Origin of the sequence: Microbacterium sp. 2MCAF23 (assembly GCF_052115565.1) — a bacterium.
Taxonomy (GTDB): Bacteria; Actinomycetota; Actinomycetes; order Actinomycetales; family Microbacteriaceae; genus Microbacterium.
Genome location: NZ_JBFRGY010000011.1, coordinates 57320 through 81708, shown reverse-complemented (window position 1 = coordinate 81708; position 24389 = coordinate 57320). Strand labels below are relative to the sequence as shown.

Annotated in this window: 23 protein-coding genes; 8 read left to right on the top strand and 15 right to left on the bottom strand. The window is 70.8% G+C overall.

The window, feature by feature from the left end; genetic code table 11:
- The first annotated feature begins 73 nt into the window (after positions 1-73).
- Positions 74-505 (top strand): fluoride efflux transporter FluC, encoded by a 432-nt coding sequence (locus AB4078_RS12245; protein ID WP_441977365.1) that lies wholly within the window; start codon positions 74-76, stop codon positions 503-505.
- Complete coding sequence (locus AB4078_RS12240; RefSeq protein WP_441977364.1) at positions 502-867, top strand: fluoride efflux transporter FluC; 366 nt, start codon at positions 502-504, stop codon at positions 865-867. Before AB4078_RS12245 ends, AB4078_RS12240 begins: the two co-directional genes overlap by 4 nt.
- Before the next feature lie 176 nt (positions 868-1043).
- Here AB4078_RS12240 and ddaH read toward each other — a convergent pair whose 3' ends face one another.
- Together ddaH and AB4078_RS12230 are read right to left on the bottom strand one after the other, a co-directional pair.
- Positions 1044-1805, bottom strand: a complete 762-nt coding sequence (ddaH, locus tag AB4078_RS12235) for a dimethylargininase (RefSeq protein WP_440733100.1) — start codon at positions 1803-1805, stop codon at positions 1044-1046.
- 43 nt (positions 1806-1848) lie between these two features.
- Entirely contained in the window at positions 1849-3417 is a 1569-nt protein-coding gene (locus tag AB4078_RS12230) for a helix-turn-helix transcriptional regulator (RefSeq protein WP_441977363.1), read from the bottom strand.
- A 262-nt stretch (positions 3418-3679) separates the two neighbouring features.
- On the opposite strand from AB4078_RS12230, the gene AB4078_RS12225 reads away from it, so the two are divergent.
- Entirely contained in the window at positions 3680-4087 is a 408-nt protein-coding gene (locus AB4078_RS12225; protein WP_441977362.1) for a hypothetical protein, read from the top strand.
- Positions 4088-4205: 118 nt separating this feature from the next.
- Positions 4206-7619, top strand: a complete 3414-nt coding sequence (locus AB4078_RS12220; RefSeq protein ID WP_441977361.1) for an efflux RND transporter permease subunit — start codon at positions 4206-4208, stop codon at positions 7617-7619.
- Positions 7620-7715: 96 nt separating this feature from the next.
- Here the strand turns inward: AB4078_RS12220 and AB4078_RS12215 are convergent, their stop codons facing one another.
- The 4 genes from AB4078_RS12215 to AB4078_RS12200 all read right to left on the bottom strand — a co-directional run bounded on the left by AB4078_RS12215 (position 7716) and on the right by AB4078_RS12200 (position 9679).
- Positions 7716-8255 carry a YaeQ family protein gene (locus AB4078_RS12215; RefSeq protein WP_441977360.1) on the bottom strand — a complete coding sequence of 180 codons (540 nt, stop codon included), beginning with the start codon at positions 8253-8255 and terminating at the stop codon, positions 7716-7718.
- 12 nt (positions 8256-8267) lie between these two features.
- Positions 8268-8771, bottom strand: coding sequence for a MogA/MoaB family molybdenum cofactor biosynthesis protein (locus AB4078_RS12210; protein ID WP_441977359.1), 504 nt, complete (start codon positions 8769-8771; stop codon positions 8268-8270).
- Positions 8768-9238, bottom strand: coding sequence for a cyclic pyranopterin monophosphate synthase MoaC (gene moaC / locus AB4078_RS12205; RefSeq protein WP_441977358.1), 471 nt, complete (start codon positions 9236-9238; stop codon positions 8768-8770). Before moaC ends, AB4078_RS12210 begins: the two co-directional genes overlap by 4 nt.
- Positions 9239-9421: 183 nt before the next feature.
- Positions 9422-9679 carry a MoaD/ThiS family protein gene (locus tag AB4078_RS12200; RefSeq protein WP_441977357.1) on the bottom strand — a complete coding sequence of 86 codons (258 nt, stop codon included), beginning with the start codon at positions 9677-9679 and terminating at the stop codon, positions 9422-9424.
- Positions 9680-9770: 91 nt separating this feature from the next.
- On the opposite strand from AB4078_RS12200, the gene AB4078_RS12195 reads away from it, so the two are divergent.
- The gene (locus tag AB4078_RS12195; RefSeq protein WP_441977356.1) at positions 9771-10907 is read left to right on the top strand and encodes a ThiF family adenylyltransferase; all 1137 of its coding nucleotides are present in this window, start codon (positions 9771-9773) and stop codon (positions 10905-10907) included.
- Complete coding sequence (locus AB4078_RS12190; RefSeq protein ID WP_441977355.1) at positions 10904-11314, top strand: molybdenum cofactor biosynthesis protein MoaE; 411 nt, start codon at positions 10904-10906, stop codon at positions 11312-11314. The genes AB4078_RS12195 and AB4078_RS12190 overlap by 4 nt, the downstream gene beginning before the upstream one ends.
- Before the next feature lie 59 nt (positions 11315-11373).
- Here the strand turns inward: AB4078_RS12190 and moaA are convergent, their stop codons facing one another.
- From moaA to AB4078_RS12165, 5 genes are all read right to left on the bottom strand, one after another.
- Positions 11374-12474, bottom strand: a complete 1101-nt coding sequence (gene moaA, locus AB4078_RS12185) for a GTP 3',8-cyclase MoaA (RefSeq protein WP_441977354.1) — start codon at positions 12472-12474, stop codon at positions 11374-11376.
- A 168-nt stretch (positions 12475-12642) separates the two neighbouring features.
- Complete coding sequence (locus AB4078_RS12180) at positions 12643-13692, bottom strand: ABC transporter ATP-binding protein (protein WP_441977353.1); 1050 nt, start codon at positions 13690-13692, stop codon at positions 12643-12645.
- 35 nt (positions 13693-13727) lie between these two features.
- Complete coding sequence (locus AB4078_RS12175) at positions 13728-14594, bottom strand: ABC transporter permease (RefSeq protein ID WP_441977352.1); 867 nt, start codon at positions 14592-14594, stop codon at positions 13728-13730.
- A gap of 41 nt (positions 14595-14635) precedes the next feature.
- Positions 14636-15448 (bottom strand): molybdate ABC transporter substrate-binding protein, encoded by an 813-nt coding sequence (gene modA / locus AB4078_RS12170; RefSeq protein WP_441977351.1) that lies wholly within the window; start codon positions 15446-15448, stop codon positions 14636-14638.
- Between the two features lie 6 nt (positions 15449-15454).
- Entirely contained in the window at positions 15455-15853 is a 399-nt protein-coding gene (locus tag AB4078_RS12165) for a TOBE domain-containing protein (protein ID WP_440733114.1), read from the bottom strand.
- A gap of 243 nt (positions 15854-16096) precedes the next feature.
- On the opposite strand from AB4078_RS12165, the gene AB4078_RS12160 reads away from it, so the two are divergent.
- Positions 16097-16627: a nucleoside deaminase gene (locus tag AB4078_RS12160; RefSeq protein ID WP_441977350.1), complete on the top strand. Its 531-nt coding sequence runs from the start codon at positions 16097-16099 to the stop codon at positions 16625-16627.
- Positions 16628-16655: 28 nt separating this feature from the next.
- Positions 16656-18194: an NCS2 family permease gene (locus AB4078_RS12155; RefSeq protein WP_441977349.1), complete on the top strand. Its 1539-nt coding sequence runs from the start codon at positions 16656-16658 to the stop codon at positions 18192-18194.
- A gap of 209 nt (positions 18195-18403) precedes the next feature.
- Here the strand turns inward: AB4078_RS12155 and AB4078_RS12150 are convergent, their stop codons facing one another.
- The 4 genes from AB4078_RS12150 to AB4078_RS12135 are packed head-to-tail and all read right to left on the bottom strand — an operon-like array spanning position 18404 to position 24388.
- On the bottom strand, positions 18404-19021 hold the full coding sequence (locus tag AB4078_RS12150) for a nucleotidyltransferase family protein (RefSeq protein ID WP_441977348.1): 618 nt from the start codon (positions 19019-19021) through the stop codon (positions 18404-18406).
- Positions 19018-22095, bottom strand: a complete 3078-nt coding sequence (locus AB4078_RS12145) for a molybdopterin-dependent oxidoreductase (protein WP_441977347.1) — start codon at positions 22093-22095, stop codon at positions 19018-19020. Before AB4078_RS12145 ends, AB4078_RS12150 begins: the two co-directional genes overlap by 4 nt.
- Positions 22092-23084 carry an FAD binding domain-containing protein gene (locus AB4078_RS12140; protein WP_441977346.1) on the bottom strand — a complete coding sequence of 331 codons (993 nt, stop codon included), beginning with the start codon at positions 23082-23084 and terminating at the stop codon, positions 22092-22094. Before AB4078_RS12140 ends, AB4078_RS12145 begins: the two co-directional genes overlap by 4 nt.
- Entirely contained in the window at positions 23075-24388 is a 1314-nt protein-coding gene (locus AB4078_RS12135) for an XdhC family protein (RefSeq protein WP_441977345.1), read from the bottom strand. Before AB4078_RS12135 ends, AB4078_RS12140 begins: the two co-directional genes overlap by 10 nt.
- Position 24389 lies beyond the last annotated feature (1 nt).

Here is a 24389-nt window from a genome sequence, read left to right as displayed (position 1 = left end):
ACCGGCCTGGAAGCGGGGCGATCCGCGTGCCGTCGGACGAGCCCGCCGAGACGCCGGGTCTAGGCTGACGGGCGTGAACTCGCCCGTCCCCCTCCGCCTCGCGCTCGTCGTCGCGGGGGGCGTGGTCGGCACCGCCGCGCGCCTGGGACTCGGACTCGCCCTCCCCGTGCCGAGCGGTCACGGGCTGGCCGCCGTGCCGTGGGCCACGCTCATCGCGAACCTCGTGGGCGCCTTCCTCATCGGCGTGCTCGCCGCGCGGCTGCCCGGCTCGCATGCGGTGCGGGTGCTGCTGGGCACCGGTGTGCTCGGCGGGTTCACCACCTACAGCGCGTTCGCCGTCGGCACGGTGACGCTGTGGCATGCCCAGCCGTGGCTCGCTTCGGCGTACGCGATCGGCAGCGTCGCACTCGGCATCGGGGCCGCGGCCCTCGGTCTCGATCTCGGCCGGCCGGGCCGCTGGCGCGGGAGGCGCCCCCGCGCCTCGCACACGCAGGCGCGCGGATGACCCCGCTGGTCTTCCTGTACGCCGCGCTCGCCGGGGGTGTCGGAGCAGGTCTGCGCTACCTCGTCGATCTCGGCGTGGCTCGGCTCGTCGGCACGCGCTTCCCATGGGGCGTGCTGGTGATCAACGTGACCGGATCCTTCGTGCTCGGTGTCGTCAGCGGCGGGTTCCCCGGCGCAGCCTTCATCGTCGGCGCGGGCCTGCTCGGCGGCTACACCACGTTCAGCACGGCGATGCTCGACACGGTCGCGCTGTGGCGGGACGGATCCTCGCGCGCCGGCGCCTTCAACGCCGTCGGGATGCTGCTGCTCGGGATCCTCGCCGCTGTCGGCGGGCTCGCACTCGGCACGGCTCTCGCCGCCTGAGCTCCGGCCACCCGGATACGCGCTGCCACGATCAGCACACGATGCGACGATCAGCACACGGATCCCGTCACCACGCGTGCGAATCGTTGCATGCTGTGCTGATCGTCGCACCGTGACGGACGTAGTCGCAGTCGTGGATTCAGTCGCTGCCGCCGCCGCAGCCCGCAGCCGCGGTTTCAGTCGCGCACGCGCACCGACAGGCAGGTGACGCAGCCCTCGAGCTTCTCGAACTCGGAGACGGGGGTCTCGATCACCGTGAGGCCGCGGTCGCGGAACAGCTGCGCGCTCTGCGGGGCGTCGGCCGACATGAGCACCGTGTTCTCGTCGAGCACGACGACGGCGGTGCCATGCTCCTCCGGGACGGCCAGGAACTCGGGGTAGATCGACGGGTCGTCGACGAGCGGGGGATAGCCGATCACGGTGCCGTCGGGCAGAGCCGTGACGCCGCTCTTCAGGTGCAGCACCTTGGTGACCTCGACCGGCACGACGGTCCAGCCGCGCGGGGCGAGCAACGTATCCATCTGCCGGATGCCCTCGGCGTTCGTGCGCAGGGTCTGCCCGACGTAGACCGTGCGGCCGACCTTGAGCACGTCTCCGCCGTCGAGGGTGCCGGGCGCCTCGACCTCGGCGTAGTCGATGCCCGCCTTCTCGAGGGCCGCGCGAGTCGTGTCGATCTCGCCGCGCCGCGAGTCCGCGCCGGGCCGGGTGAGCAGCGCGATGTCGCCGAACATGACCACGGTGTCCTCGACGAACACGCCGTCGGCGTGCGCGTCGTCCGGATCGATGTCGATCACGTCCCAACCGCGGGATCGGTACACCTCGACGTATGCCTCCCACTGGCGCTGTGCGAGCTCGGGATCCACGGGGACCCGCTCGATGTGCGTGAGCTCGCCTTCGGCGAGGCGGGGCGAGGGGCGGCGGACGAGAAGACGGGACATCGTCCCAGACTAGACGCGGCGGTTCACCCGGCGGGGCCCGGTTTCACGGCCGGAGCGGTGACGGCTGCGGCAGATGCCAGAGGTATCCGGACTCGGTGGCAAGGGCGACCGCTTCCGCGGCCGATGATGCCCCGAGTTTGCGGTACAGCGAACGCTGGTGGGTCTTGACCGTGTTGATCGAGCGGAAGAGGTCCCGTGCGATGTCCGGTCTGGTCATCCCGCGCGCCAGCCGTGTCAGCACTTCGAGCTCCGGCCGCGTGAGCGTCGGTTTCTCGAGCACGCCCGCCCGGTCGAAGGAGAAGCCCTCCGGCAGCAGCTCGGGGACGAGATCGGCGACCACCCCGAGGACACCCGGCGCCAGGGTGTCGAGCACCGAGATCTCGTAGGGGCTGCATCGACGCGCGCTGACCGGGAGCAGAGCAATCGTGGCGGACGCCCTTCCTGAGTCGCCGCTCAGATAGTGCGCGAGCGCCGAGACCAGGTATCGCTGCCGGTCGGCCTGCAGAAGCCCGGCCGTCGCGTCGGCCGCGGCCTCGAGGCTGTCCAGCGCGCGGCGAGGCGCGCCGGATCCGATGTCGATCAGCGCGCGCACCACGGTGGCTATCCAGTGATCCTCCTGGACGTCGCGGATCTCGGCCTGCGCCCGGGGGAGGTCGCCGTTCAGGAGCGAGTCCAGCGCGAGCATGAGGGGCAGCGTCGAGCCGATGAGCCCTGTGCCATCTCGTCCGAACCCGGCGTTCGCCATCGCCTCCATGCGAGAGCGCGCCGCATCGCGACGGCCCGTGATGGAGCCCCATGCGTGCAGGGCGATCACCGCGAACGGCCACAGCTCACCCAGATCCGAATAGGTCAGGGTCAGCAGAGCGGAGAAGGCCTCGTTGAGATCCTCCGACGCGACCATGATCTCGACCAGCCGCTGATCGCCATCCAGCCGGCTCTCCACCCAGCTCGTGGTGCGCGGCACCTCTGCGGACTGCTGCAGATGGGATCGAGCGACACAGGTATTGCCGTAGTGCTGGTGGATGAGCGCTGCCCGCAGGTGCGCTCTGCGGGCGAAGAACTCCATATCGCCCGTCCGCGGTGCTGCGGCCAGCTCCTCGAACAGGGCCAGCGCGTCCCGCAGACGTCCGGCGAGGAGCGCCGACTCCGCGGTCTGCATCAGAACGAACGCCAGAGCGGGGTCGGTGGGGCCGATGCCGGTGCGGGAAGCTCCGGCGACGTTCTCGCGAAGGCTCGAGAGCAGCTCGAACGCACCGACAGGATCCCCGGCGACCCGTCGCCGTGCTGCCTCGAAGATCGACGCGCGGCGGTGATGATTCGCCGGCACCGGTCCGCGCCGACGCGGCATCCGGAAGGTCGCGTCGTCCGGCGCCAGGGCGCGCGAGAGAAGAGAGACCGTGGGGCTCAGGTGATGCGCCTCAGGAGAGAGCCGGTCCAGGAGCGTCCGGAGCTGGTAGGGCGGCAGCGAGTACCAGAGCTCGATCGGCCAGATCTCCACGAGCGCGGCGGCGTCCGCATCTCGGCTCGACAACACCGCATCGATGAACCGCTCCCCGATATCCACGCTCGTCCCCACGAATCCCCCGCGCCGGCACCCGGCCGGCAGGTGCATGCGCCTGCATGCTTCAACCATCTGCCACGCTACGGGTTCACATGCTCCGGCGCTCACCCGGGTGGGTGAGTGAGGGGGTGATTCTGCGCCGGATGACGCGACTGGCGCTCTCGCGGGGGTGAACGTGGTGAGTGCGGACGGCGCACCCGAGCGCCGTCCGCACGCGCCTGGGGCTGCGCGTCCGCATGCCCGCGCGCAATCGCATCCATGCCCGCGCCGCACCTCCGTGCGCCCGCGGGCCACGTCATCAGGGGAGAGAACCATGTCCGAGCAGAACACCGAGGCCCGCAGCACGTTGAGCCGCCGCACCGTCATCAAGGGAGCAGCCTGGAGCATCCCCGTGATCGCGGCGGTCACGGCGGTGCCCCTCGCGGCCGCGTCGACGAACGGTGCCGCCGACGACGTGGTGACCTGCGGGAGCGCTGCGGCCGTCGACAACGGCAGCTACACGGTCGACGGCGAGCGCGTCATCGTCAGCTACGACAGCGCCCCTGACATCTACGAGCTCAACGCCCATTTCGTCGACGGCACCTCGGCCTCGTATGGCACCAACTACGCCACCGCTCCCGCGCAGGGCTCACGCCGGTGGAGTGTGGAGACCGGCAAGCGGGTGTCCTGGGTGCAGGTGCACTCCTTCAACACGCACTATCAGAACGGCGTCTGCCAGTAGCCCGCGGCCGGGATCCCGGCGCCGCAGGGTGCCGGGATCCTGTGACGGGAGCGAGACATCGGCGCTCTAGACTCTGGCCTGTACGCCGGATCCCGCCCCGGAGTACGAAGGGGGACCCGTGTCGAAGCTCGCCGTCCTGAGCCTGCGCAACCGCGCCCTGATCGCGCTCATCACGATCGTGGCCGCCGTGTTCGGCGGCCTCGCGCTCACGAACCTGAAGCAGGAGCTGATCCCGTCGATCGAGTTCCCGCAGCTCGCGATCGTCGCCAGCTACCCCGGCGCCTCGCCCGAGGTCGTCGAGCACGACGTGTCGACCCCGATCGAGACGGCGATCCAGGGCGTCCCTGGCCTCGATACCTCGACCGCCACGAGCACGACGAACTCCTCCGTGATCCAGGCGTCCTTCGCCTACGGGACCAACCTCGCGACGGCCGAGCAGAAGATCAACCAGGCGATCGGTCGGATCAAGTCCCAGCTGCCCGACGGCGTGGATCCGCAGGTCATCACGGCGTCGATCGACGACTTCCCCGTGATCCAGGTCGCGGTCACCGGCTTCTCCGACGCCGAGGCGGCGCAGCAGCGCCTCACGAACACGATCATCCCGAAGATCGAGCGGCTCAAGGGCGTGAACGCGGCGTCGCTCGTCGGCGGGCAGGGCAAGCGGCTCACGATCACCCCCGACACCACCGCCCTGCTCGGGGCGGGGCTGACCTCGAGCGCGATCAAGGATGCGCTGCAGCAGAACGGCACTCTGTTCCCGGGCGGGTCCATCACGGAGGACGAGAACACGCTCACCGTGCAGACCGGTGAGAAGCTCACCAGCGTCGAGCAGGTGCAGGCGATCCCCTTGGTCGGCGCGGCGACGCCCGGCGTCACCGTCGGATCCGTCGCGAAGGTCTCGATCGACGGGAATCCGGTCACCTCGCTCTCCCGGGTCGACGGCAAGACCGCCCTCACGATCGCGGTCACGAAGCTGCCCTCGGCCAACACGGTGGACGTGTCGAAGGCCGTCACCGCCCTCATCCCCGAGCTCAAGAAGGACCTGCCCGGGGCGACCTTCACGACCGTGTTCGATCAGGCGCCGTTCATCCAGCAGTCGATCGAGTCGCTCGCCCAGGAGGGTCTGCTCGGGCTCGTCTTCGCCGTGCTGGTGATCCTGATCTTCCTGCTCTCCGTGCGCTCGACGCTCGTCACCGCGATCTCGATCCCGACCAGCGTGCTCATCACGTTCATCGGCATACAGGCGTTCGGCTACTCGCTCAACATCCTCACACTCGGCGCGCTCACGATCGCGATCGGCCGCGTAGTAGACGACTCGATCGTCGTGATCGAGAACATCAAGCGGCACTATGTGCAGGGCGCCGACAAGAAGACCGCGATCCTGAGCGCGGTGCGCGAGGTGGCGACGGCGGTCACCGCCTCGACAATCACCACGGTCGCCGTGTTCCTTCCGATCGCGTTCGTCGGCGACATGACCGGCGAGCTGTTCCGGCCGTTCGCGCTCACCGTGACGATCGCGATGGCGGCGTCGCTGCTCGTCGCTCTCACCATCGTGCCGGTGCTGGCCTACTGGTTCCTGCGCCCGGGCAAGCCGCTGCTCGGCGCAGACGGCCATGCGATCGACCCCGAGCATGAGGACGCCCCGCCGACTCGCCTGCAGAAGGCGTACCTGCCGATCCTGCGCTGGACGCTCAAGCACTCCTGGATCACGGTCCTGCTCGCCGTCGTCGTACTCGTGGGAACTCTGGCGGCGGCGCCGCTCATGAAGGTCAACTTCCTCGGATCCAGCGGGCAGAACACGTTCCGGATGACGCAGTCGCTGGGGCAGTCGCCCAGCCTCGACGCCGAGGACAAGGCGGCGCAGAAGGTCGAGGAGGCGATCAAGGACATCCACGGCATCAAGACCGTGCAGGTCTCGATCGGCTCGAGCGGATCCGCCCTGCGGGATGCCTTCTCCGGCGGCGGATCCGGCATCACCTACTCGATCACGACCGATCCGTCGGCGGACCAGGACACTGTGCAGTCCGATGTCCGCGCGGCTGTGAAGAAGCTCGACGGCGTCGGCGACATCACGATCGCCGCGTCGGAGGGTTTCGGATCCAGTGACATCCAGGTGAAGATCACCGCGCCGGACGAGAAGACTCTGACGAGTGCGGCCGACGCGCTCGTGAAGGAGCTCAAGGGCTCGGCGGGCGTGAACCAGGTCTCCAGCAACCTCTCCGCGTCGCTGCCGTACATCTCCGTGCAGGTCGACCGCGCGGATGCCGCGAAGGCGGGACTCAGCGAGGTCGCGGTCGGCGGCATCGTCTCGCAGGCGATGCGTCCGCAGCAGATCGGATCCGTGGAGATCGACGGATCCTCGCTCACCGTCTACCTGCAGAGTGCGAACCCGCCGACCACGGTCGACGCGCTCAAGTCGCTGACCATCCCGAGCCGGACAGGGCTCCTCCGCCTGGACCAGATCGCGACGGTGCAGCAGAGCGAGAGCCCGGCGTCGGTCACGACTCAGCGCGGGCAGCGCACCGCGACCGTCTCGGTCACCCCGAAGGGCAACGACCTCGCGAGCGCCTCGGCATCCGTGTCGAAGGCGATCACCAACGCCAAGCTGCCCTCCGGAGCGGACGCGTCCCTCGGCGGCGTGGTCACGCAGCAGCAGGATGCGTTCGGTCAGCTCGGGCTCGCGATGCTCGCAGCGATCCTCATCGTCTACATCGTGATGGTCGCGACGTTCAAGTCGCTACGTCAGCCGATCCTGCTGCTGAGCTCGGTGCCGTTCGCGGCGACCGGTGCGATCCTGCTGCAGATCGCCACCGGCGTGCCGCTCGGCGTCGCCTCCCTCATCGGCGTGCTCATGCTCATCGGCATCGTGGTGACCAACGCGATCGTGCTCGTGGACCTCGTGAACCAGTACCGCGAGAAGGGCATGAACGCGCACGACGCGACCATCGCGGGCGGATCCCGGCGTCTGCGCCCGATCCTGATGACTGCGCTCGCCACGATCTTCGCGCTCACCCCGATGGCGCTCGGGATCACTGGCCACGGCGGATTCATCTCGCAGCCGCTCGCGATCGTCGTGATCGGCGGCCTGGTGTCGTCGACCGTGCTGACCCTGCTGGTGTTGCCCACGCTGTACAACCTCGTCGAGGGGGCCAGGGAGCGCCGGGCGGCCAAGCGTGCGGCGAAGGCCGGCGGGTCGCAGGGTGGCACGGACACGTCGGATCCGGGCGCCCCCACGGTGCCGGAAGCGCCGTCGGGCGGCACGTCTGCGGCGGCAGCGGAGCGGGTGAGCGATCCGGCCACCGTCACGGACGAATCGTCAGGCAAGGGTTCCGCCGCGGCGTCTCACGTGGCAGGGTCCGCGGCTGCTCCGTCGGAGCCTCCGACCTCGACCTCGCAGCTGTCCGCCATCGCGGCGGCCTATGTGGAGGGCACGGAGCCCCCGGCGCACCACCTGACTCGGCGCGAGCTGCGCGGGCACGGGGTGCCTGGCGGTTCATCGGGGTCGTTGAGCGAAGACGCCGGAGGCGACTGAGACAAAACGGGGTGCACATACGGAGAAGATCCGCGAGGCACTGCGTTTCGTCTCGCTCCGCTCGCTCAACGACCCGGGAGGCGACGCCGCGAGACCTCAGCCGAGCTCGTGCTCGTGGATCGCGGTCGTCAGGGACGTGCCGTTCAGATCGAGGTAGAGCGTGCGCTCGGTGACGGTCATCGTGACCGTGTTGCGGCGCTCGAGCAGCGGCACCGCGGACTCGATGAAGCCCGGGTCGAAGCTGTAGACGCGGATGTGCTCGGAGCGGTGGATCCGCTTGCCCTCCCAGGGTGCCATGACCTTGGCCGGGTCGCGGTGCGTGTACACGACGGTGCGCTCGGCCAGGCGGTTTCCGTAGTGCAGGCGCTCGGCGTCGGGCGCGCCTACCTCGACCCAGGCCGTGATCCGCCCGGTGAGGTCGCGCACGACGACCGCGGGCTCGTCGGTCGAGGAGAGCCCCTCGCTGAAGGCGATCCCCTCGGCGAACTCCAGCCCGTAAGCGAGCAGCCGGGTCAGCATGTACGCGTCGGTCTCGGAGGGGTGCCGCGCCACGCGCAGCGAGTAGTCCTCGTAGACGCCGCGGTCGGTGTCCGCCAGCTGCACGTCGAACGTGTGGATCGTCGCCCCGATAGCCATAGGCGTCTCAGCCTACGGGGTGCGTTCGTGATCGCCGTGCCCGCCCAGCTGGGCCAGCAGGTGGTCCAGGATCGGATCCAGCACCGCGAGGCCGTCGCGCACGCCGCCGCGCGAGCCGGGGAGGTTCATCACGACGGTGCGCCCCGCGACTCCGGCCACACCGCGGGTGAGCAGCGCCATCGGGGTCGCAGCGAGGCCGCGGCGACGCAGCTCCTCCATGAGGCCGGGGATCTCCCGGTCGAGCAGCGCGGCGGTCGCCTCGGGCGTGCGGTCGTCGGGGGAGAGCCCGGTGCCGCCCGTCGTGAGCAGCAGATCGGGGGTATCGGCGAGCGCGGCCGCGAGCGCGTCCGCCACGGAGGCGTCGGCGACGACGACCGGATCGCCGACCGCGAACCCGCGTTCGGCCAGCCACGAGCGGATGATCGGCCCGGTCTCGTCGGCGTACACGCCCGCGGAGGCTCGCGTCGACACCACGAGCACGGTCGCGGATCGGGCGGAGGACGGTGTCGCGGTCACTCCGCGGTCCAGTCGCCGCTCTTGCCGCCGGACTTCGCGAGCACGCGGATGTCGCCGATCACGGCGTGCTTGTCGACGGCCTTGATCATGTCGTAGAGGGTGAGCGCTGCCACGCTCGCGGCCGTGAGCGCCTCCATCTCGACCCCGGTGACACCCTTCGTGACGGCCGTGGCGATGATGCGCACCCGGTCGCCTTCCGGCACGAGGTCGATCTCGACCCGGCTCAGCGGCAGCGGGTGGCAGAGCGGGATGAGCGTGGAGGTCTGCTTCGCGCCCATGATCCCGGCGATGCGCGCGGTGCCGAGCGCCTCGCCCTTGGGAAGGGTGCCGTCGGCGACCTTCGCGACCACGTCGGCGCGGGTCTGCACCACGGCCTGTGCTTGCGCCTCACGGCGCGTGACCGCCTTGTCGGTCACGTCCACCATGTGCGCGGATCCGTCGGCCCGCAGGTGGGTCAGATCGCTCATGCTCGTCTCCTCCGGCTCTTGTCTTCCTGCCACGGCCCCAGATCACCGAGCTTGTCACGTTTCGCCGACGGATCCGCCGGAAATCTCGGCCAGACGGGGCATCGTCGGCGATTCGGGACCCGATCCGCGGGTCCAGAGGGGCAGGCGTCCCGGGGCGCGGGCGGTGGAACGGATTCGCCGGACTCAGCCGCCGGCGAACGGCGGCAGGATGTCGACGGTCTCGCCGAGAGGACGGGAGTCGTCGCGGCTGACCTTGCCGTCGACGAGGAACGAACCGGAGCGCAGCACCTTCGCCATCGGGTCGCCGTAGCGCCCGAGCAGCTCCGCACGCAGGGCGCCCACCGTCGACAGGGCGTCCGGACCGTCGACGATCAGCTGCTCCTGATCGCGCCCGGCGGCCTCGGCGGCCGCGGCGAAGTACCGCACGGTGATGGTGGCCATGTCCTCAATCTAACCCGTATCGCGGAAGTTGGCATCCGCATCATGGAAAACAGACGGTTTCGCGAGACGTTCTCCGCGTACACTCGATCCTATGATCGCGCTCGTCGAGCCGGGGCCGGAACTGCCGCCCGAACACATCGTCCGGTACAGCCGTCAGCTCATGCTGCCCGGCTTCGGCGAGACCGCGCAGCGGCGTCTGCGCGCGGCTCGGGTGCTCGTGATCGGCGCGGGCGGTCTCGGCAGCGCCCTCGTCCCCGCGCTCGCCGGCAGCGGGGTCGGCACGATCGGCGTCATCGACGACGACGTCGTGGAGCTGTCCAATCTGCATCGCCAGCTCAGCCACGGCATGGACGACATCGGCCGGTCCAAGGTCGGCTCGCTCGCCGACACCGTGCGCGACATCGACCCCGGCATCCTGGTGCGTCCGTATCGTGAACGCGCGACCGCCGAGACGCTGCCCGGGATCCTCGCCGAGTACGACCTCCTCATCGATGGCAGTGACAACTTCCCGACCCGCTACCTCGCGGACGACGCCGCGCGCCTCGCCGGCAAGCCGCTGGTGTGGGGATCCATCCTGCGATTCCAGGGACAGGTCGGCGTCTCTGTGCCCGAGGTCGGCTTCCGCGACCTGTTCCCCGTGCCGCCGGCCGCGGACGAGGTGCTGTCGTGCGAGCTCGGCGGAGTGCTCGCGAGCCTGTGCACCGCGATCGGATCGTTCATGGCGACCGAGGTGGTGAAGCTCATCACGGGCATCGGCGAGCCCCTGGTCGGCCGCGTGCTGTTCTACGACGCGCTCACCGCGCGCACCCGCGAGATCGGGTTCGAGCGCGCCGCGGATGCTCCGGCCGTCACCGGACTCATCGACTACGAGCTGTTCTGCGGCACCGGCCCGGCCGAGGACGCGTCGGCGCTGTCCGCCGCCGACGTGCTCCGGCTGCAGCGTGAGGACGGAGTGCGGTTGCTCGACGTGCGGGAGCCGCACGAGACTCTGCTGCGGGGGATCCCCGGCGCCGGCACACTGCCGCTCGGCGCGCTCGAGGGCGGCGCTGCGATCCCCGCGAACCTCGAATCGGGCGACGGCCCGCTCGTCGTGTTCTGCGAGAAGGATCCGCGCTCACGTCGTGCAGTGCGGGTACTGCGCGAGCGCGGCGTCGAGGCGCGCTATCTCGTGGGCGGGATCGGGGCATTCGCCGCCGTGGGCGGAGTGACGGAAGGGGTGGACGCATGAGCGAGCGCGCGATCATCAGCGACGAGCCGCTGGACGAGGCGAGCATCAGGGCGGCAGTCGGCGACGCGGCGCACGGAGCGACGGTGATGTTCTGCGGCGTCGTGCGCGACCACGACGGCGGGCAGGCGGTGCGCTCCCTGGACTACCGCGCGCACCCCGACGCCGAGCGGTTCCTCGAGGAGATCGTGGAGCGCGTGACCGCGGAGACCGGACTGCTCGTCGCGGCTGCTCACCGGGTCGGCGACCTGAGGATCGGCGATGTCGCCCTGTTCGCCGCGGCGTCGGCAGGGCACCGCAAGGAGGCGTTCGAGGCGTGCGAGCGCCTGGTCGAGGAGATCAAGCGGGGCGTGCCCATCTGGAAGCGCCAGCACTACGCCGACGGCGTCTCGGAGTGGGTCGGGCTCTGACGCAGCGCGGTCGTTGAGCGAGCGAAGCGAGACGAAACGCGCAGATTCAGATCTCGAGCTCAGCCCCCGATGTAGCTCATCTCGATGCGCTGTCGCGCGGCCCGCAGCTCGGGGGTGAGGCTCGATCGGATCTCGGAGTAGCGATCGTCGCGCACTCCCCAGATCTGCGCGAGCGTCGCCGTGAGCTCGGCGTCGTTCGCGCCGCCGCGCAGCAGTGCGCGCAGGTCGTGGCCCTCCGTCGCGAACAGGCACGTGAACAGGCGCCCCTCCGTGGAGAGGCGGGCGCGGTTGCAGGTGCCGCAGAAAGCGTTCGTGACCGAGGAGATGACGCCGATCTCGCCGGACCCGTCCGCGTAGCGCCACCGCTTGGCGGTCTCCCCGGTCGCAGCCGGTGCGATGGCTTCGAGGGGGAAGCGCGCATCGATCGTCGACACGATCTCGGCCGAGGGGACCACCTCGTCCAGGCTCCAGCCGTTGGTGGCGCCGACGTCCATGTACTCGATGAAGCGCAGCACGTGACCGGTGCCGCGGAAGTGCTCGGCGAGGCTCAGGATCTCGCCGTCGTTGAGACCCCGTTTGACCACCGTGTTGAGCTTCACAGGCATGCCGGCGGCCTGCGCCGCATCGATGCCCTGCAGCACGCGGGCGACGGGGAACTCCACATCGTTCATCCGCCGGAACAGCTGATCATCCAGGGAGTCGATCGATACGGTGACGCGGTCGACGCCCGCCGCCCTGAGAGCTTCCGCCTTGACGGCGAGAGCGGATCCGTTCGTCGTGAGTGCGATCTCGGGCTTGGTCCCGTCGAGGGTGCGCAGAGCCGCGAGCCGTGCGACCAGATCTTCGATCCCGCGGCGCAGCAGCGGCTCGCCACCAGTGAGCCGCAGTTTGCGGACGCCGTTCGCAAGCGCGGCGCGGGCGATCCGCTCGATCTCCTCGAAACTGAGCAGTTCATGCCGTTCCAGGAATGCATAGTCGCGGCCGAACACCTCGCGCGGCATGCAATAGACGCAGCGGAAGTTGCACCGGTCTGTGACCGAGATCCGCAGGTCGCGCAAGGGACGATCGCGGAGGTCGAGGACGCCGGACGACGGCAGCCGCCGAGCACCGCTGCGCGCCGGAGCGGCATCGGTCTCGCGTGTTCGCGGCGCGGTCGGCATCGGTCTGTCCCCTTTCGATGGGCAACCGTAGCACCGCCGTGGCTGTGCAGGATCCGGAAAGCGATGACTGCTCGCTGGTCGCGAATTGCGGTTCTGGCGCGGGCGGAGTCGCAATCTGCGACCAGTGAGGTGGAACGTCGTCGCTCAACGCCCGCTGCGGCGCTGCGCTCAGGAACCCGCGCGGACCGAGACGTCGGACTCGTCGATGTGGAATGCGAGGCGCTGTCCGGGGTGCAGCCCGAGCGTCACAGCGTGCGTGGAGGGGCAGTCGACGGCGACATCGGGGTGCTCGGCGGTGTGCAGGCGGATCCCGCCGGGGATGGGGTCGAGCTGCGTGACCCGCCCGGTCCAGCGGTTCGGTTCGGTGGCGGATCCGACGTCGCCGAGCGCCTCGAGCGAATCCATGCGCACCGAGCCCGGCGCGAACACGACGCTGCCGGCCTCGCCGACGCCCAGGGCATCGCCGTGCCCGCGCAGCACCAGGCCGCCCGCGTGCACGAGGCCATCGTCCGCGCCGAGCGCCTCGAGGCGGTTCACGCCGGCGAGCGCGGCCACGAACTCCGAACGCGGGTGTCCCAGCACCTCGGCGGTGCTGCCGCCCTGCACCACGGACCCGTCGTGCATCACGAGCGTGCGTGCGGCGAGGATCAGCGCGTCCATCGGATCATGCGTGACCAGCACGATGGGAAGCGCGGGGTTCTCGCCCTGCTGCGCGGCGACGAGCCGCCGCGCCTGCGCGGCCGACGGCGCGTCGAGGGCGGCGAACGGCTCGTCCAGCAGCAGGGCATCGGGCTCGGAGGCGAGCGCGCGCGCGATCGCGGCGCGCTGCTGCTGCCCGCCGGAGAGCTCTGCGGGGCGGCGCGCGGCGAGGCCGCCCAGTCCCACTTCCTCCAGTCGCTGCTCGGCGCGACGTCGGGCCTCGGCCCGCGGCACTCCCTGTGCGCGAGGCCCGAATGCGACGTTCTCGCGCACGGACAGATGCGGGAACAGCAGCGGGCGCTGTCCGAGCAGCGCGATGCGGCGCCGCGAGGGCGGCACATGGATCCCGCGCGCCGCGCCGGGACCGGCCGGTGCGTCGAGCACGCGGTCGCCGACGACGACGGACCCGGCGGCCGGGAGGAGGCCGGCGATCGCGTTCAGCAGCGTCGACTTGCCGGATCCGTTCGGCCCGATCACCGCGAGGATCTCGCCCGGCTGCGCCTCGAAGGCCGCGGACATCGCGAATCCGCCGCGGCAGGTGTGCAGGTCGACCCTCATCGCACGGCCCCCGCCCGCCAGCCGCGCACCAGCACGAGCACCGCGAGGGCGACGAGGATCAGCAGCAGCGACAGTGCGATCGCGGTGTCCTCCTCGACCCCGGCCCCGTTGAAGGCCGTGTAGATCGCGAGCGGCATCGTGCGGGTGACCCCGGCGGCGTTGCCCGCGAACAGCGCGGTCGCGCCGAACTCTCCGAGCGCCCGCGCGAAGCACAAGACCGTGCCTGCGACGAGCCCGGGAGACGCGAGCGGCAGGGTCACCCGGCGGAAGACCGTGAACCGGCTCGCCCCTAGCCCCGCCGCGACCCGCTCGTGCTCGGTGCCGATCGCCCGCAGCGCGCCCTCGATCGAGATCACCAGGAACGGCAGGGCCACGAAGGTCTGCGCGATGGCCACGGCCGCCGTCGTGAACGGGATCCTGATGCCAGCGACGGCGAGCGCGCCGCCGAGTAGGCCGTTGCGCCCGAGCAGGGCGAGCAGCGCGATGCCTCCGACGAGCGGGGGCAGCACGAGCGGCAGCGTGGTCAGCGTGCGCAGCACCGAGGCCAGCCATCCGGGGCTGCGGGCCATGGCGACCGCGAGCGGCACCCCGAGGATCGCGCAGATCACGGTCGCGATCGCGGCCGTGGCCAGGGAGAGCCCGAGCGCCTGCAGCGCCGCGGGCGAGGTGATCGCCGCCGGGACCGTCGCCCAGTCCAGGCGCACCAGCAGCGCGATGAACGGCAGCACCAGCAGCAGCACCGCGATGATCGCCGGGATCAGCAGCCAGGTAGGCAGGTGCTCTCCGCCCTGGCGCGGGGCAGGCGCGGGGGGCACAGGCGCGGCATCCGGGGTCGGGGCGTCGCCGCGCGCGGCCGCCGTCATCGACGACAGGGCCGCGCGCGGTTCCCTCCGGCCCCCCGTTCTCATGCGCCGCCGAAACCCAGATCCTTGAGGATCTTCTGCCCCTTGTCCGACAGCACGAAGGCCTGGAACGCTGCCGCGGCATCCGCGTTCTTCGAGCCCTTCAGCACCGTGATCGGGTAGGTGTTGGTCGCCTTGTCGGCGCCGGCGATCGCGATGCCGGTCACTGCGGAGCCCGCGGCCCTGACATCGGTCGTGTAGACCAGGCCGGCGTCGGCCTCGCCGGCCTTGACCTTGGCCAGCACCGCGGTCACGTTCTGCTCCTCGCTGGCGGGCGTCACGGTCACGCCCGCCGTGTCGAGGAGCGTCTTCGCGGCGTTGCCGCAGGGCACCGCGGGCGCGCACAGCACGAGCTTGAGACCGGGGTCCGCGAGCGAGGCGAGATCCTTCACCTTCAGCGGGTTGCCGGGGGCGACGGCGATCTGCAGCACGTTCGTGGTGAACACCGGTGCGCCACCGGCGAGACCGGCCTGGGTGACCTTGTCCATGTTCTTCTGATCGGCCGAGGCGAACACGTCGACCGGCGCGCCCTCGATGATCTGCGTCGCGAGCGTCGAGGATCCGTCGTAGGTGATCGGGTTGACGTGCACCTTCGGGTTGTCGGCTTCGAAGGCGGTGGTGATCTGGTCGAACGCCTTGCTGAGCGAGGCCGCGGCGAACACGGTCAGCTCGCCGCTCGCGGTGGAGGCGGCCGCGGTGCTGGTCGGCGTCGGCGTCGCGGCGGGCGAGGAGCCCGAGCATGCGGTCAGGGCGAGCGCCGCGGCGACGGCCGTGGCGACGACCGCGGACAGGCGGAACGGCAAGGAGCGGGTCATTCGGGATCAGGCCCTTTCGGCTTCGATGATCATCATGGTGGCCTTGGTGACGGCGACGGCCTTGCTGCCGACCTCGAGCCCGAGCTCGGTCGCGGCCTCGGCGCTCATGAGCGACACGATGCGGTGCGGACCGCTCTGCAGTTCGATCTGCGCCATGAGCCCCTCCACGCGCACGGCGGTGACGAGGCCCACGAAGCGGTTGCGCGCGCTGCGCAGCACGTTGTCGCCGGGATCCGGCTCGCCGGCCAGCGCCTGTGCTCGTTCGGCGAGCTCCGCACCCGGCACGATCTGGTGTCCGGAATCGTCCTTGGAGACGGTGAGGATCCCCTCGGCCGCCCAGCGGCGGATGGTGTCGTCGCTGACGTCGAGAAGGCGCGCTGCCTCACTGATCCGAAAATGCGTCATGGAAGGGATGATAGTGCCGCGAATGCGGAAGCGAAACCATGTTTACCGCGATACGGAATGTGAGTTCCAAAAAACCATGGACGCGGCGGAGGATCGCTGTTATCGTCATTCCAGCCCGAGGCCGCAACAGCCGTCTCGGGCGGGATGACAACCTAGCGGTTCGACGTACTTATCTCGAGGAAGGGCCCGACGACGGGCTCGACCGGAAGCCGTATCACTGCGACGACAGCAAGGAAGCTCTCCATGAACAGCACCCCTGTGCCTTCTCACGGCACTGTGCCTCCGTCCGCTGCGCCGGCGACGCCCGCCGAGTATCTCGCTCAGGCCGTCGCCCTTGCCACGGACAACGTCCGCAACGCCGGAGGTCCGTTCGGCGCCCTCATCGTCTCTGCCGACGGCAGGGTGTTCGAGGGCGTCAACCGGGTCACCGCGAACCTCGATCCTTCGGCGCACGCCGAAGTGACCGCGATCCGCAACGCGTGTCAGCAGCTCGGCACGTTCGACCTCGCAGGCTGCACCCTCTACACGAGCTGCGAGCCGTGCCCGATGTGCCTGGCCACGTCGCTCTGGGCGCGCGTGGACCGCGTGTACTTCGCGGCGAACCGCGACGACGCCGCCGATGCCGGTTTCGACGACGCGGTGTTCTACCGCTATTTCGAGGGCGGGCCCGAGGACAAGGCCCTCATGCCCGTCTCCGACATCGCTCTGCCGGCTGAGGAGCGCGTCGCGCCCTTCACCGAGTGGATCCGCACCACCACCCGTATCGAGTACTGACCCGACCCGAAGGAATCAGGAGCAGACAATGACGTCATCCACTCCCACCCCCGAGACCGAGGGCATGCCCACCGTCTCCGGCGGTGACGTGTTCTCCCGCACGACACAGGACCTGCCGCCGCTGAAGACCGGCGCCAGCACCACGGTGGACGCCGAACCGAAGAACGCGTTCGACAGGTTCTTCGAGATCACCCGCCGCGGTTCGACCATCGGCCGTGAGATCCGCGGCGGCATCGTGACCTTCGTCACGATGGCCTACATCGTGATCCTGAACCCGCTGATCCTCGGCGGCACCAAGGATGTCGCGGACCACGCGCTCAACGCCGCGCAGATCGGCGCCGCGACCGGCCTCACCGCCGGCGTGATGACGATCCTGTTCGGCGTGATCGCCCGCCTGCCGTTCGCGCTCGCCGCGGGCCTGGGCATCAACTCCTTCCTCGCCGTGTCGGTCGTCGGCCAGGTCACCTGGCAGGAGGCCATGGGCCTGGTCGTGATCAACGGCGTGCTGATCGTGCTGTTCGGAGCCACCGGCATCCGGACGGCGATCTTCAAGGCCGTGCCCCAGGCGCTCAAGGCCGCGATCACGGTCGGCATCGGCCTGTTCATCGCCTTCATCGGCTTCGTCGACTCGGGCTTCGTGAGCCGCACGCCCGCCGGCCCGCCGGTGCAGCTGGGCGTGGGCGGATCCATCACCTCCGTCCCGACACTCATCTTCCTGCTCGGCGTGGTCGTCATCGCGATCCTCGTGGCGCGCAAGGTGCCCGGCGGCATCCTGATCGGTATCGTCGCGACCACGATCGTCGCGCTCATCGCCCAGGCGGTGCTGCAGCTCGGCCCCTCGTTCAAGGATCCGAACGGCTGGCACATGACGATCCCGCAGCTGCCGAGCACGTGGGTGACCGTCCCGGACTTCGGCCTCGTCGGCCAGTTCGACATGTTCGGCGCCTTCGGCCGGATCGGCGCGCTGTCCGCGACGATGCTGGTCTTCACCCTGGTGTTCTCGAACTTCTTCGATGCCATGGGCACCATGACCGGTCTCGCGAAGAACGCCGGCCTGGCGTACAAGGACGGCACGTTCCCGCGGCTGCGCTCGGCGTTCATCGTGGAGGGCTTCGGCGCCGTGGCGGGCGGTGCGACCTCGACGTCATCGAACACGGTCTACGTCGACAGCGCCTCCGGCATCGGCGAGGGCGCCCGTACGGGCCTGGCATCACTGGTGGTCGGCGTGCTGTTCCTGCTGTCCATGTTCCTCACGCCGCTCACGCTGGTGGTGCCGATCGAGGTCGGATCCGCAGCGCTGGTCGTCGTCGGCGCGATGATGATGGCCCAGATCCGCGAGATCTCGTTCAAGAAGTTCGCCGTCGCGCTGCCGGCATTCCTCACGATCGTCACGATGCCGCTGACCTACTCGATCGCGAACGGCATCGGCGTCGGCTTCATCTCCTGGGCACTCGTGAACGCGCTGTCCGGACGGGCGCGCAAGGTGCACTGGCTGATGTGGGTGGTCGCCGCCGGCTTCGCGCTCTACTTCGTGCGCGGTCCGGTGGAGCAGCTGCTCGGACACTGAGCCCGACGATCCGAAGCCCCCGATCCGCGCTGCGGGTCGGGGGCTTCGGCGTTCACGCGTGCGTATTCCGGGGGCGCTGAGTGAGCCCTCTCCGGGGTCGTTGAGCGAGCACCGAGCGCAGCGAGGAGCGAGACGAAACGCGGTGCCCTCGCGAGAGCACCGCGTTTCGTCTCGCTCGCCTGCGGCGTCCTCGCTCAACGACCCCGGAGTCAGCGAGGGGCGCGCAGTTCGGGCCAGGATGCGAGGTCGGCGGGCTCGTCGATGTCGTCGCCGCGGCCGAGGTCGCTGCACTCGACGTCATCGACGAGGTGCCGATTGTGTGCGATCCACGTGCGCGCCGCAGCATCGCCCTCCGCGAGGGCCGCGGCCGTGCAGAGGTCGCCGGTGTCGAACACCACGGGGTTCGCGGCGACGCCGTGCCACAGCGCGCGGGTCACCCGCCCCGGCACGTGCGAGTCGAACAGCCGGCGGATCACGGGCGCGTCGACGCCGGGCTGATCCACGAGCAGCACGATCACGGCGTGCGGCGGAGTATCGGTCACGACCAGCGGCAGTACGGCGGCGCGCAGAGAGGCGGACATGCCCAGATGCGCGTCGTGCACCCTGACCACGTGCACCGCGGGGCAGCGGCCGCGCAGCCAGCTGCGTGCCTCGCGGCCGGCCGGACCGACCGCGACCGTGACGCTGCAGCCGGCCTCGGCTGCGGCGCGCGCGGCGCGAGTGACCAGCACCTCGCCGTTCCACGGCAGCAGCGCCTTGGGGCCGCGTCCGAGGCGGGTGCCGTAGCCCGCGGCGAGCACGATGGCGTGCCTGAGCGGGGTCGTCATCGGTTCGTTCCCGAGATCTCGGTCGTTGAGCGAGCGAAGCGAGACGAGACGTCGCGCCCTCTCCGGGACCGCGTGTCGTCTCGGTCGCCTTCGGCCGGTTCCTGAGCTTGTCGAAGGGCGCTCAACGACCCCGGGAAGGGGAGCGACGCGTCGCGCTCCAGGATCGCGGCGTGGATCCGGTCGCGCGTGAAGGGCGTCACGGTCATCCGGATTCCGGTCGCGTCACGGATCGCCGCGGCCAGCGCCGGCGCGATGGGGTTGAACGGCGACTCGCTCATCGACTTGGCCCCGAGCGGGCCGAGCACGTCCGAGGTCTGCGCGAAGTGCACCTCTGAGCGCGGGATGTCCGCGAACGTCGGCACGTGGTACTGGCGCAGGATGTCCGACACGACGGTGCCACCGTCGTCCACGCGCACGATCTCATGCAGCGCGGCGCCGATGCCCTGTACGATGCCGCCTTCGACCTGGCCCCGGCACTGCTCCGGGTTCACGACCACGCCGGCATCGGCGGCGTGGATCGATCGCAGGATCCGCAGCTCTCCGGTCGCCTCGTCGATCGCGACGCGGAACCCCTGCACGTTGAACGCGACCGAGCGCGGCGTACCGCCCCAGTACCCCTTCTCCTCGAGCGCCCCGCCGTGAAGCTCCGCGCCGGCGGCGATGTCGGCGAGGGCGACCGACTGCTCGCCGCGGATCACGCGTCCTCCGGTCAGCACGCACTCGTCGACGGGGGCGTCGAGCAGCGACGCTGCCCGGGCGAGGATGCGCCCGGCCAGCGCGGTGGCGGCGGCGTGCGTGGCCCGGCCCGCGACGACGGTCCCGGTGGATCCGAAGGCGCCGGTGTCGTGCGGCACCAGATCCGAGTCGGACTGGCGCAGCCGCACGGCGCGCGTCGTCGTCTGCAGCACGGTCGCGGCGATCTGCTGGTGCACCGTGGAGGTGCCGTTGCCGAACTCCGCCGTGCCGACGTCCAGCCCGAACGCCCCGTCGGCCTCGAGCCGGATCACGGTGTGCGAATGGTGCCCGCGCGGGGGGACCGTGGCGATCATCGCGACGGCGGATCCCTCCCCGAGACGCCATCCCGGCGCGAGTCCGGCGCGGTCTGTCTCCCGATCCCGCGCCAGGCCGTCGCGCACGATCTGCACGCATTCGTCCAGGCCGTAACTGCCGATGATGAGATCGAGCTCCTCGTGCGCGGCGATCATCGCGTCGTCCTGCCCGATCAGGTTCGCGGTGCGGAACGAGAGCGGATCCATACCCAGCCGCCGCGCGATCTCGTCGACGGTCGACTCGATCGCGAAGATCATCTGGCTCAGGCCGTAGCCGCGGAAGGCGCCGGAGGGGACGGCGTTCGTGTAGACGACATCGGCGTCGATCTTCTTCGCGGCCGCACGGTACACGGCGATGGACTCGCCCACTCCGTGGAACATCACGCCGGGGCCGTGGTTGCCGTAGGCGCCGGTGTCGGAGCGCACGTCCACGCCGATGCCGGTGATCCGGCCGTCCGCGGTCGCCCCCATGCGCACCCGGATGCGGAACGGATGCCGCACGCTCGTCGCCGTGAGCACCTCCTTGCGGGAGAACTCGACGCGCACCGGGCGTCCGGTCACCATCGTCGCCAGCAGGGCCAGATCCTCGGTGAAGATCTCCTGCTTGCCGCCGAAGCCGCCGCCGACGCGGGCGGAGTAGACGCGCAGCTGCTCCTTGTCGATGCCGAAGATGCGGGCGAGCGTGCGCCGGGCAAGGAACGGCACCTGGGTGCTGCTGCGCACCACGAAACGGCCGTCCGGATCCTGCCAGGCGATGGATCCATGCGTCTCGAGCGCCGTGTGCGAGACGCGGTGGGTGTGGAAGGTGCGGTCCTCGACGACGTGGCTCGCGGCGAGCTCTGCCGTGAGGTCGCCGGTCTCGGTGTGCAGCTCCATGACGACGTTGTCGTCGGGGCGGGCGACGCCCTCGGGGCCGTCGATCTCGCGACCGGCAGCCCGGTCGCGCCGGCCTCCCGGCGAGGCCGGGCCGTGCAGCGCCACGGTGCCTGGACGGTCGGCGCGCTCGGGATCCGTGTTCGCGGGCAGGACCTCGTACTCGACGTCGACCAGGCGTGCGGCGCGATCGGCGGCGCGCTGCGACTCCGCCACGACCAGGGCCACGCGCTGCCCGACGAAGCGCACGTACTCGTCGAACACGCGGGTGTCGTAGGGGTCGTCGGCCTCGATCTCGTGCTGCGCCGTGGAGAACACCGTCGTCGGAGCGTCGTCGCGGCTGAGCACGCGCACCACACCGTCGGCGGCGAGGGCCCGCGTCGCATCGACCCGGACCACGCGCGCATGCGGATGCGGGCTGCGCACGACAGCGGCGTAGAGCAGCGGGCCGGGGAGCTCGGCGGGGTCGATGTCCATCGTGTAGCGGACGGTCCCCGTCACGACCCCTGTCGCGGCGGGCGCTCCGGTCGCACGGCCGACGCCGCCGGCGCTGTCGTCGATGTTCACGGCGCCGTGCACAGCGTCCTCGATCGCGCGGTATCCGGTGCAGCGGCAGATGTTGCCCTTGAGCGTACGGCCGAGGTCCTCCTCGGCGCCGGCCGGCATCGAGGCGACCGTGCACACCATCCCGGCCGTGCAGAACCCGCACTGGAATCCGGCGGCACGGCGGAACCGCTCCTGCACCGGGTGCGGATCCTCGGGTGTGCCGAGGCCCTGGACCGTGACGATGTCGCGGCCGACGGCACGATGCGCGGGGTACACGCAGCTGTGCACCGCCTCGCCGTCGACGATCACCGTGCACGCGCCGCAGTCGCCGCCGTCGCAGCCCTTCTTCACGCCGTACGAGCCCTGGTCGCGCAGCCAGGTGCGCAGGCACTGTCCCGGTTCGGGATCGACGGCGACGGCACGGCCGTCGAGGGTCGCGGTCGCGGCCACGGTCGCGCGGCCGGATCCCGGAGCGCCGGATCCGCAGATCGCCCCTCGCGAGACACCACTTTCTGCATGAGACTCCTCGTCTGGCATGGAGTCTCGTGCAGAATCCGCAGTCTCGCGCTGCGGGGGCCGGACGGTCCCGATGTTCTCGGCGGTCATCGTGCACTCCTCTCGATGCGCAGGTCGCCCGTGACCCGCCCGATCGCGTCGTCGACGCCGGTCGCGAGGCCCGGCAGCAGTTCCGCGAGGATCTCCTCGCCGAGGCGATGCGTCATCCGCCGTCGCCAGGCAGGCTCGCCGTGGATGTCGTCGTACCAGCCACGGGTGCGGTCGACCGCGGCGTCGATCGCGGTGCGCCAGGCGGCGCCGTCCGCACGCACCGCGAACCCGTCGCCTCCGTTCGCGGCCACGGCATCCGGATCCGCGGTCACGTCGAGCACGATGGGGTGGAACGTCGACGCGGTCACCGTGAGCCGCAGCGTCGAGGTCGAGGTGCGGCGTCCGATCAGCAGCGCGGCGGAGCGCCCGCGCTCGGTGAGCGAGATGCGGCGGAACGCGGACTCCTGCGCGAGTGCGCGGACGGCCACGCGGAAGCTGCGGATCAGCTCGCCGTCGGCCAGGCGGGTGCGGGCGGGACCGACGACGAGGTCGGCCACGGGCGTGCGCCGCTCGGATCCGTCCGGGCACAGGATCACGGCGGTCGCGTCCCAGCTGCTCAGCAGTGAGATCGTCGGCCCGGCCGGCAGCGCGGTGGCCACGTTGCCGCCGACCGTGGAGACATTCCAGATCTTCCACGACGCGACGAAGGAATCGCAGGCCGGCGGGATCAGATCCAGCCCGGGCAGGCTCCGGCGCGGCATTCCGCCGGGGAAGGGGTCGTCGGCGAGGGCGCGCAGATCCGCGATGCGGCACGTCGCCGCGATCTCCAGGATCCCGTGCTCCAGTGAACCCAGGCGGTCGCCGGTGTCGTGCCAGGTCAGCGGCGCCCAGCCGGCTCCCGTGATGTCGAGCAGCCGCGTGGGCGCGCCGCGGGTGATGTCGGTGCCGTACGAGAAGATCACGGTGCCGCCCGCGAGCCAGGAGTCGCCCGGGCGCCACTGTCCGGGGTCGGCGCACATCAGCACCTCGTCGACGCTCGTCACATCCATGCCAGGGCCTCCTTCGGCGTCGCGGTGCGTCGCGGGGTGACCGCGCAGCTGCGGCCGATGGGCGCTGCCGCGCGGCCGACCTCTGCGGCGACGAGCCTCGCGAGCGGCTCCGCTCCTCGCCGTGCGCCGTCGTGCACGTCGCCGGTGGTGTCGCGGAGTCGGGCGGGCAGCGCTCGGCTCCCGACCTCGGCACGGGCGCTCGCCGGCGCGGATCCGGCTCGCGCGGCCGATTCCACGAGGATCAGCTCGGCGAGGATCGACACCGCGACCTCTGCCGGGGTGCGCGCGCCCAGGTCCAGGCCGATCGGCGAGTGCAGCCGGTCGAGGTGCGCGGCGGTGAGCCCGCCCGCACGCAGCTCCTGCACGCGCTTGTCGTGCGTGACGCGGGATCCCATCGCACCGACGTAGGCGACGCCGTGGCGCAGTGCGGCATCGAGCACGGGAAGGTCGAAGCGAGGGTCGTGGGTGAGGACGACGATCGCGGTGCGCGCGTCGATGCGGCCCGCGGAGAGTTCCGCCGTGAAGTGCTCGGCCGGGTGCATCAGCACGACCTCGTGCGCGCCGGGGTGGCGGTCGCGGGTGGCGAACACCGGCCGGGCGTCGCACACGGTGACGTGCCTGCCCAGTGCGGCGGCGGCCTGCGCGAGCGCTGCGGAGAAGTCGTTCGCGCCGTAGATGAGGAGCCGCGCGGGCGTCGCGGTCGACTCCACGAGCAGGCGCCGCACGACCGAGCACTCCGGCACCGCGCGGTCGGTGACGTCCACCACGTGCGTGCCGCCGGTCCGCAGCGCCGCACGGATCCGGTTCGCCGCGTCCGCCGCGACGTGAGCGACCACGTCGGGAAGGTCTTCCCCGTCGAACGCCGCGCAGAGCGCGTCCGGGCCGAGCGTGATGCCGAGGCCCTCCGCGGTGAGGAGAGCGCCGGCCGTGGTGTCGTGCAGGGGCAGATCGCGGACCAGGTGCGTGCGGAACCGCGGGTCGACCGCGCCCAGCGTGCGCAGCGGCTGCACGAGCACGCGCACGTCGCCGCCGCACATCAGGCCGATCGACATGCCGTCATCGTCGGGGTAGCCGAAGGAGTGCAGCTCGGTCGCGCCGGACTCCAGGCACGTGAGCGCAGCATCGACGACGGCACCCTCGACGCAGCCGCCCGAGATGGACCCGATCGTGCGGCCGTCGTCGCGCACCGCCATAGACGTGCCGGCAGGGCGCGGGACGGATCCGGACACCTCGACGACCGTCGCGATCGCCCAGCGGTCCGGCTCGGTGAAGCACTCGCCGTATTCGTGAATGCGATCCAGCATG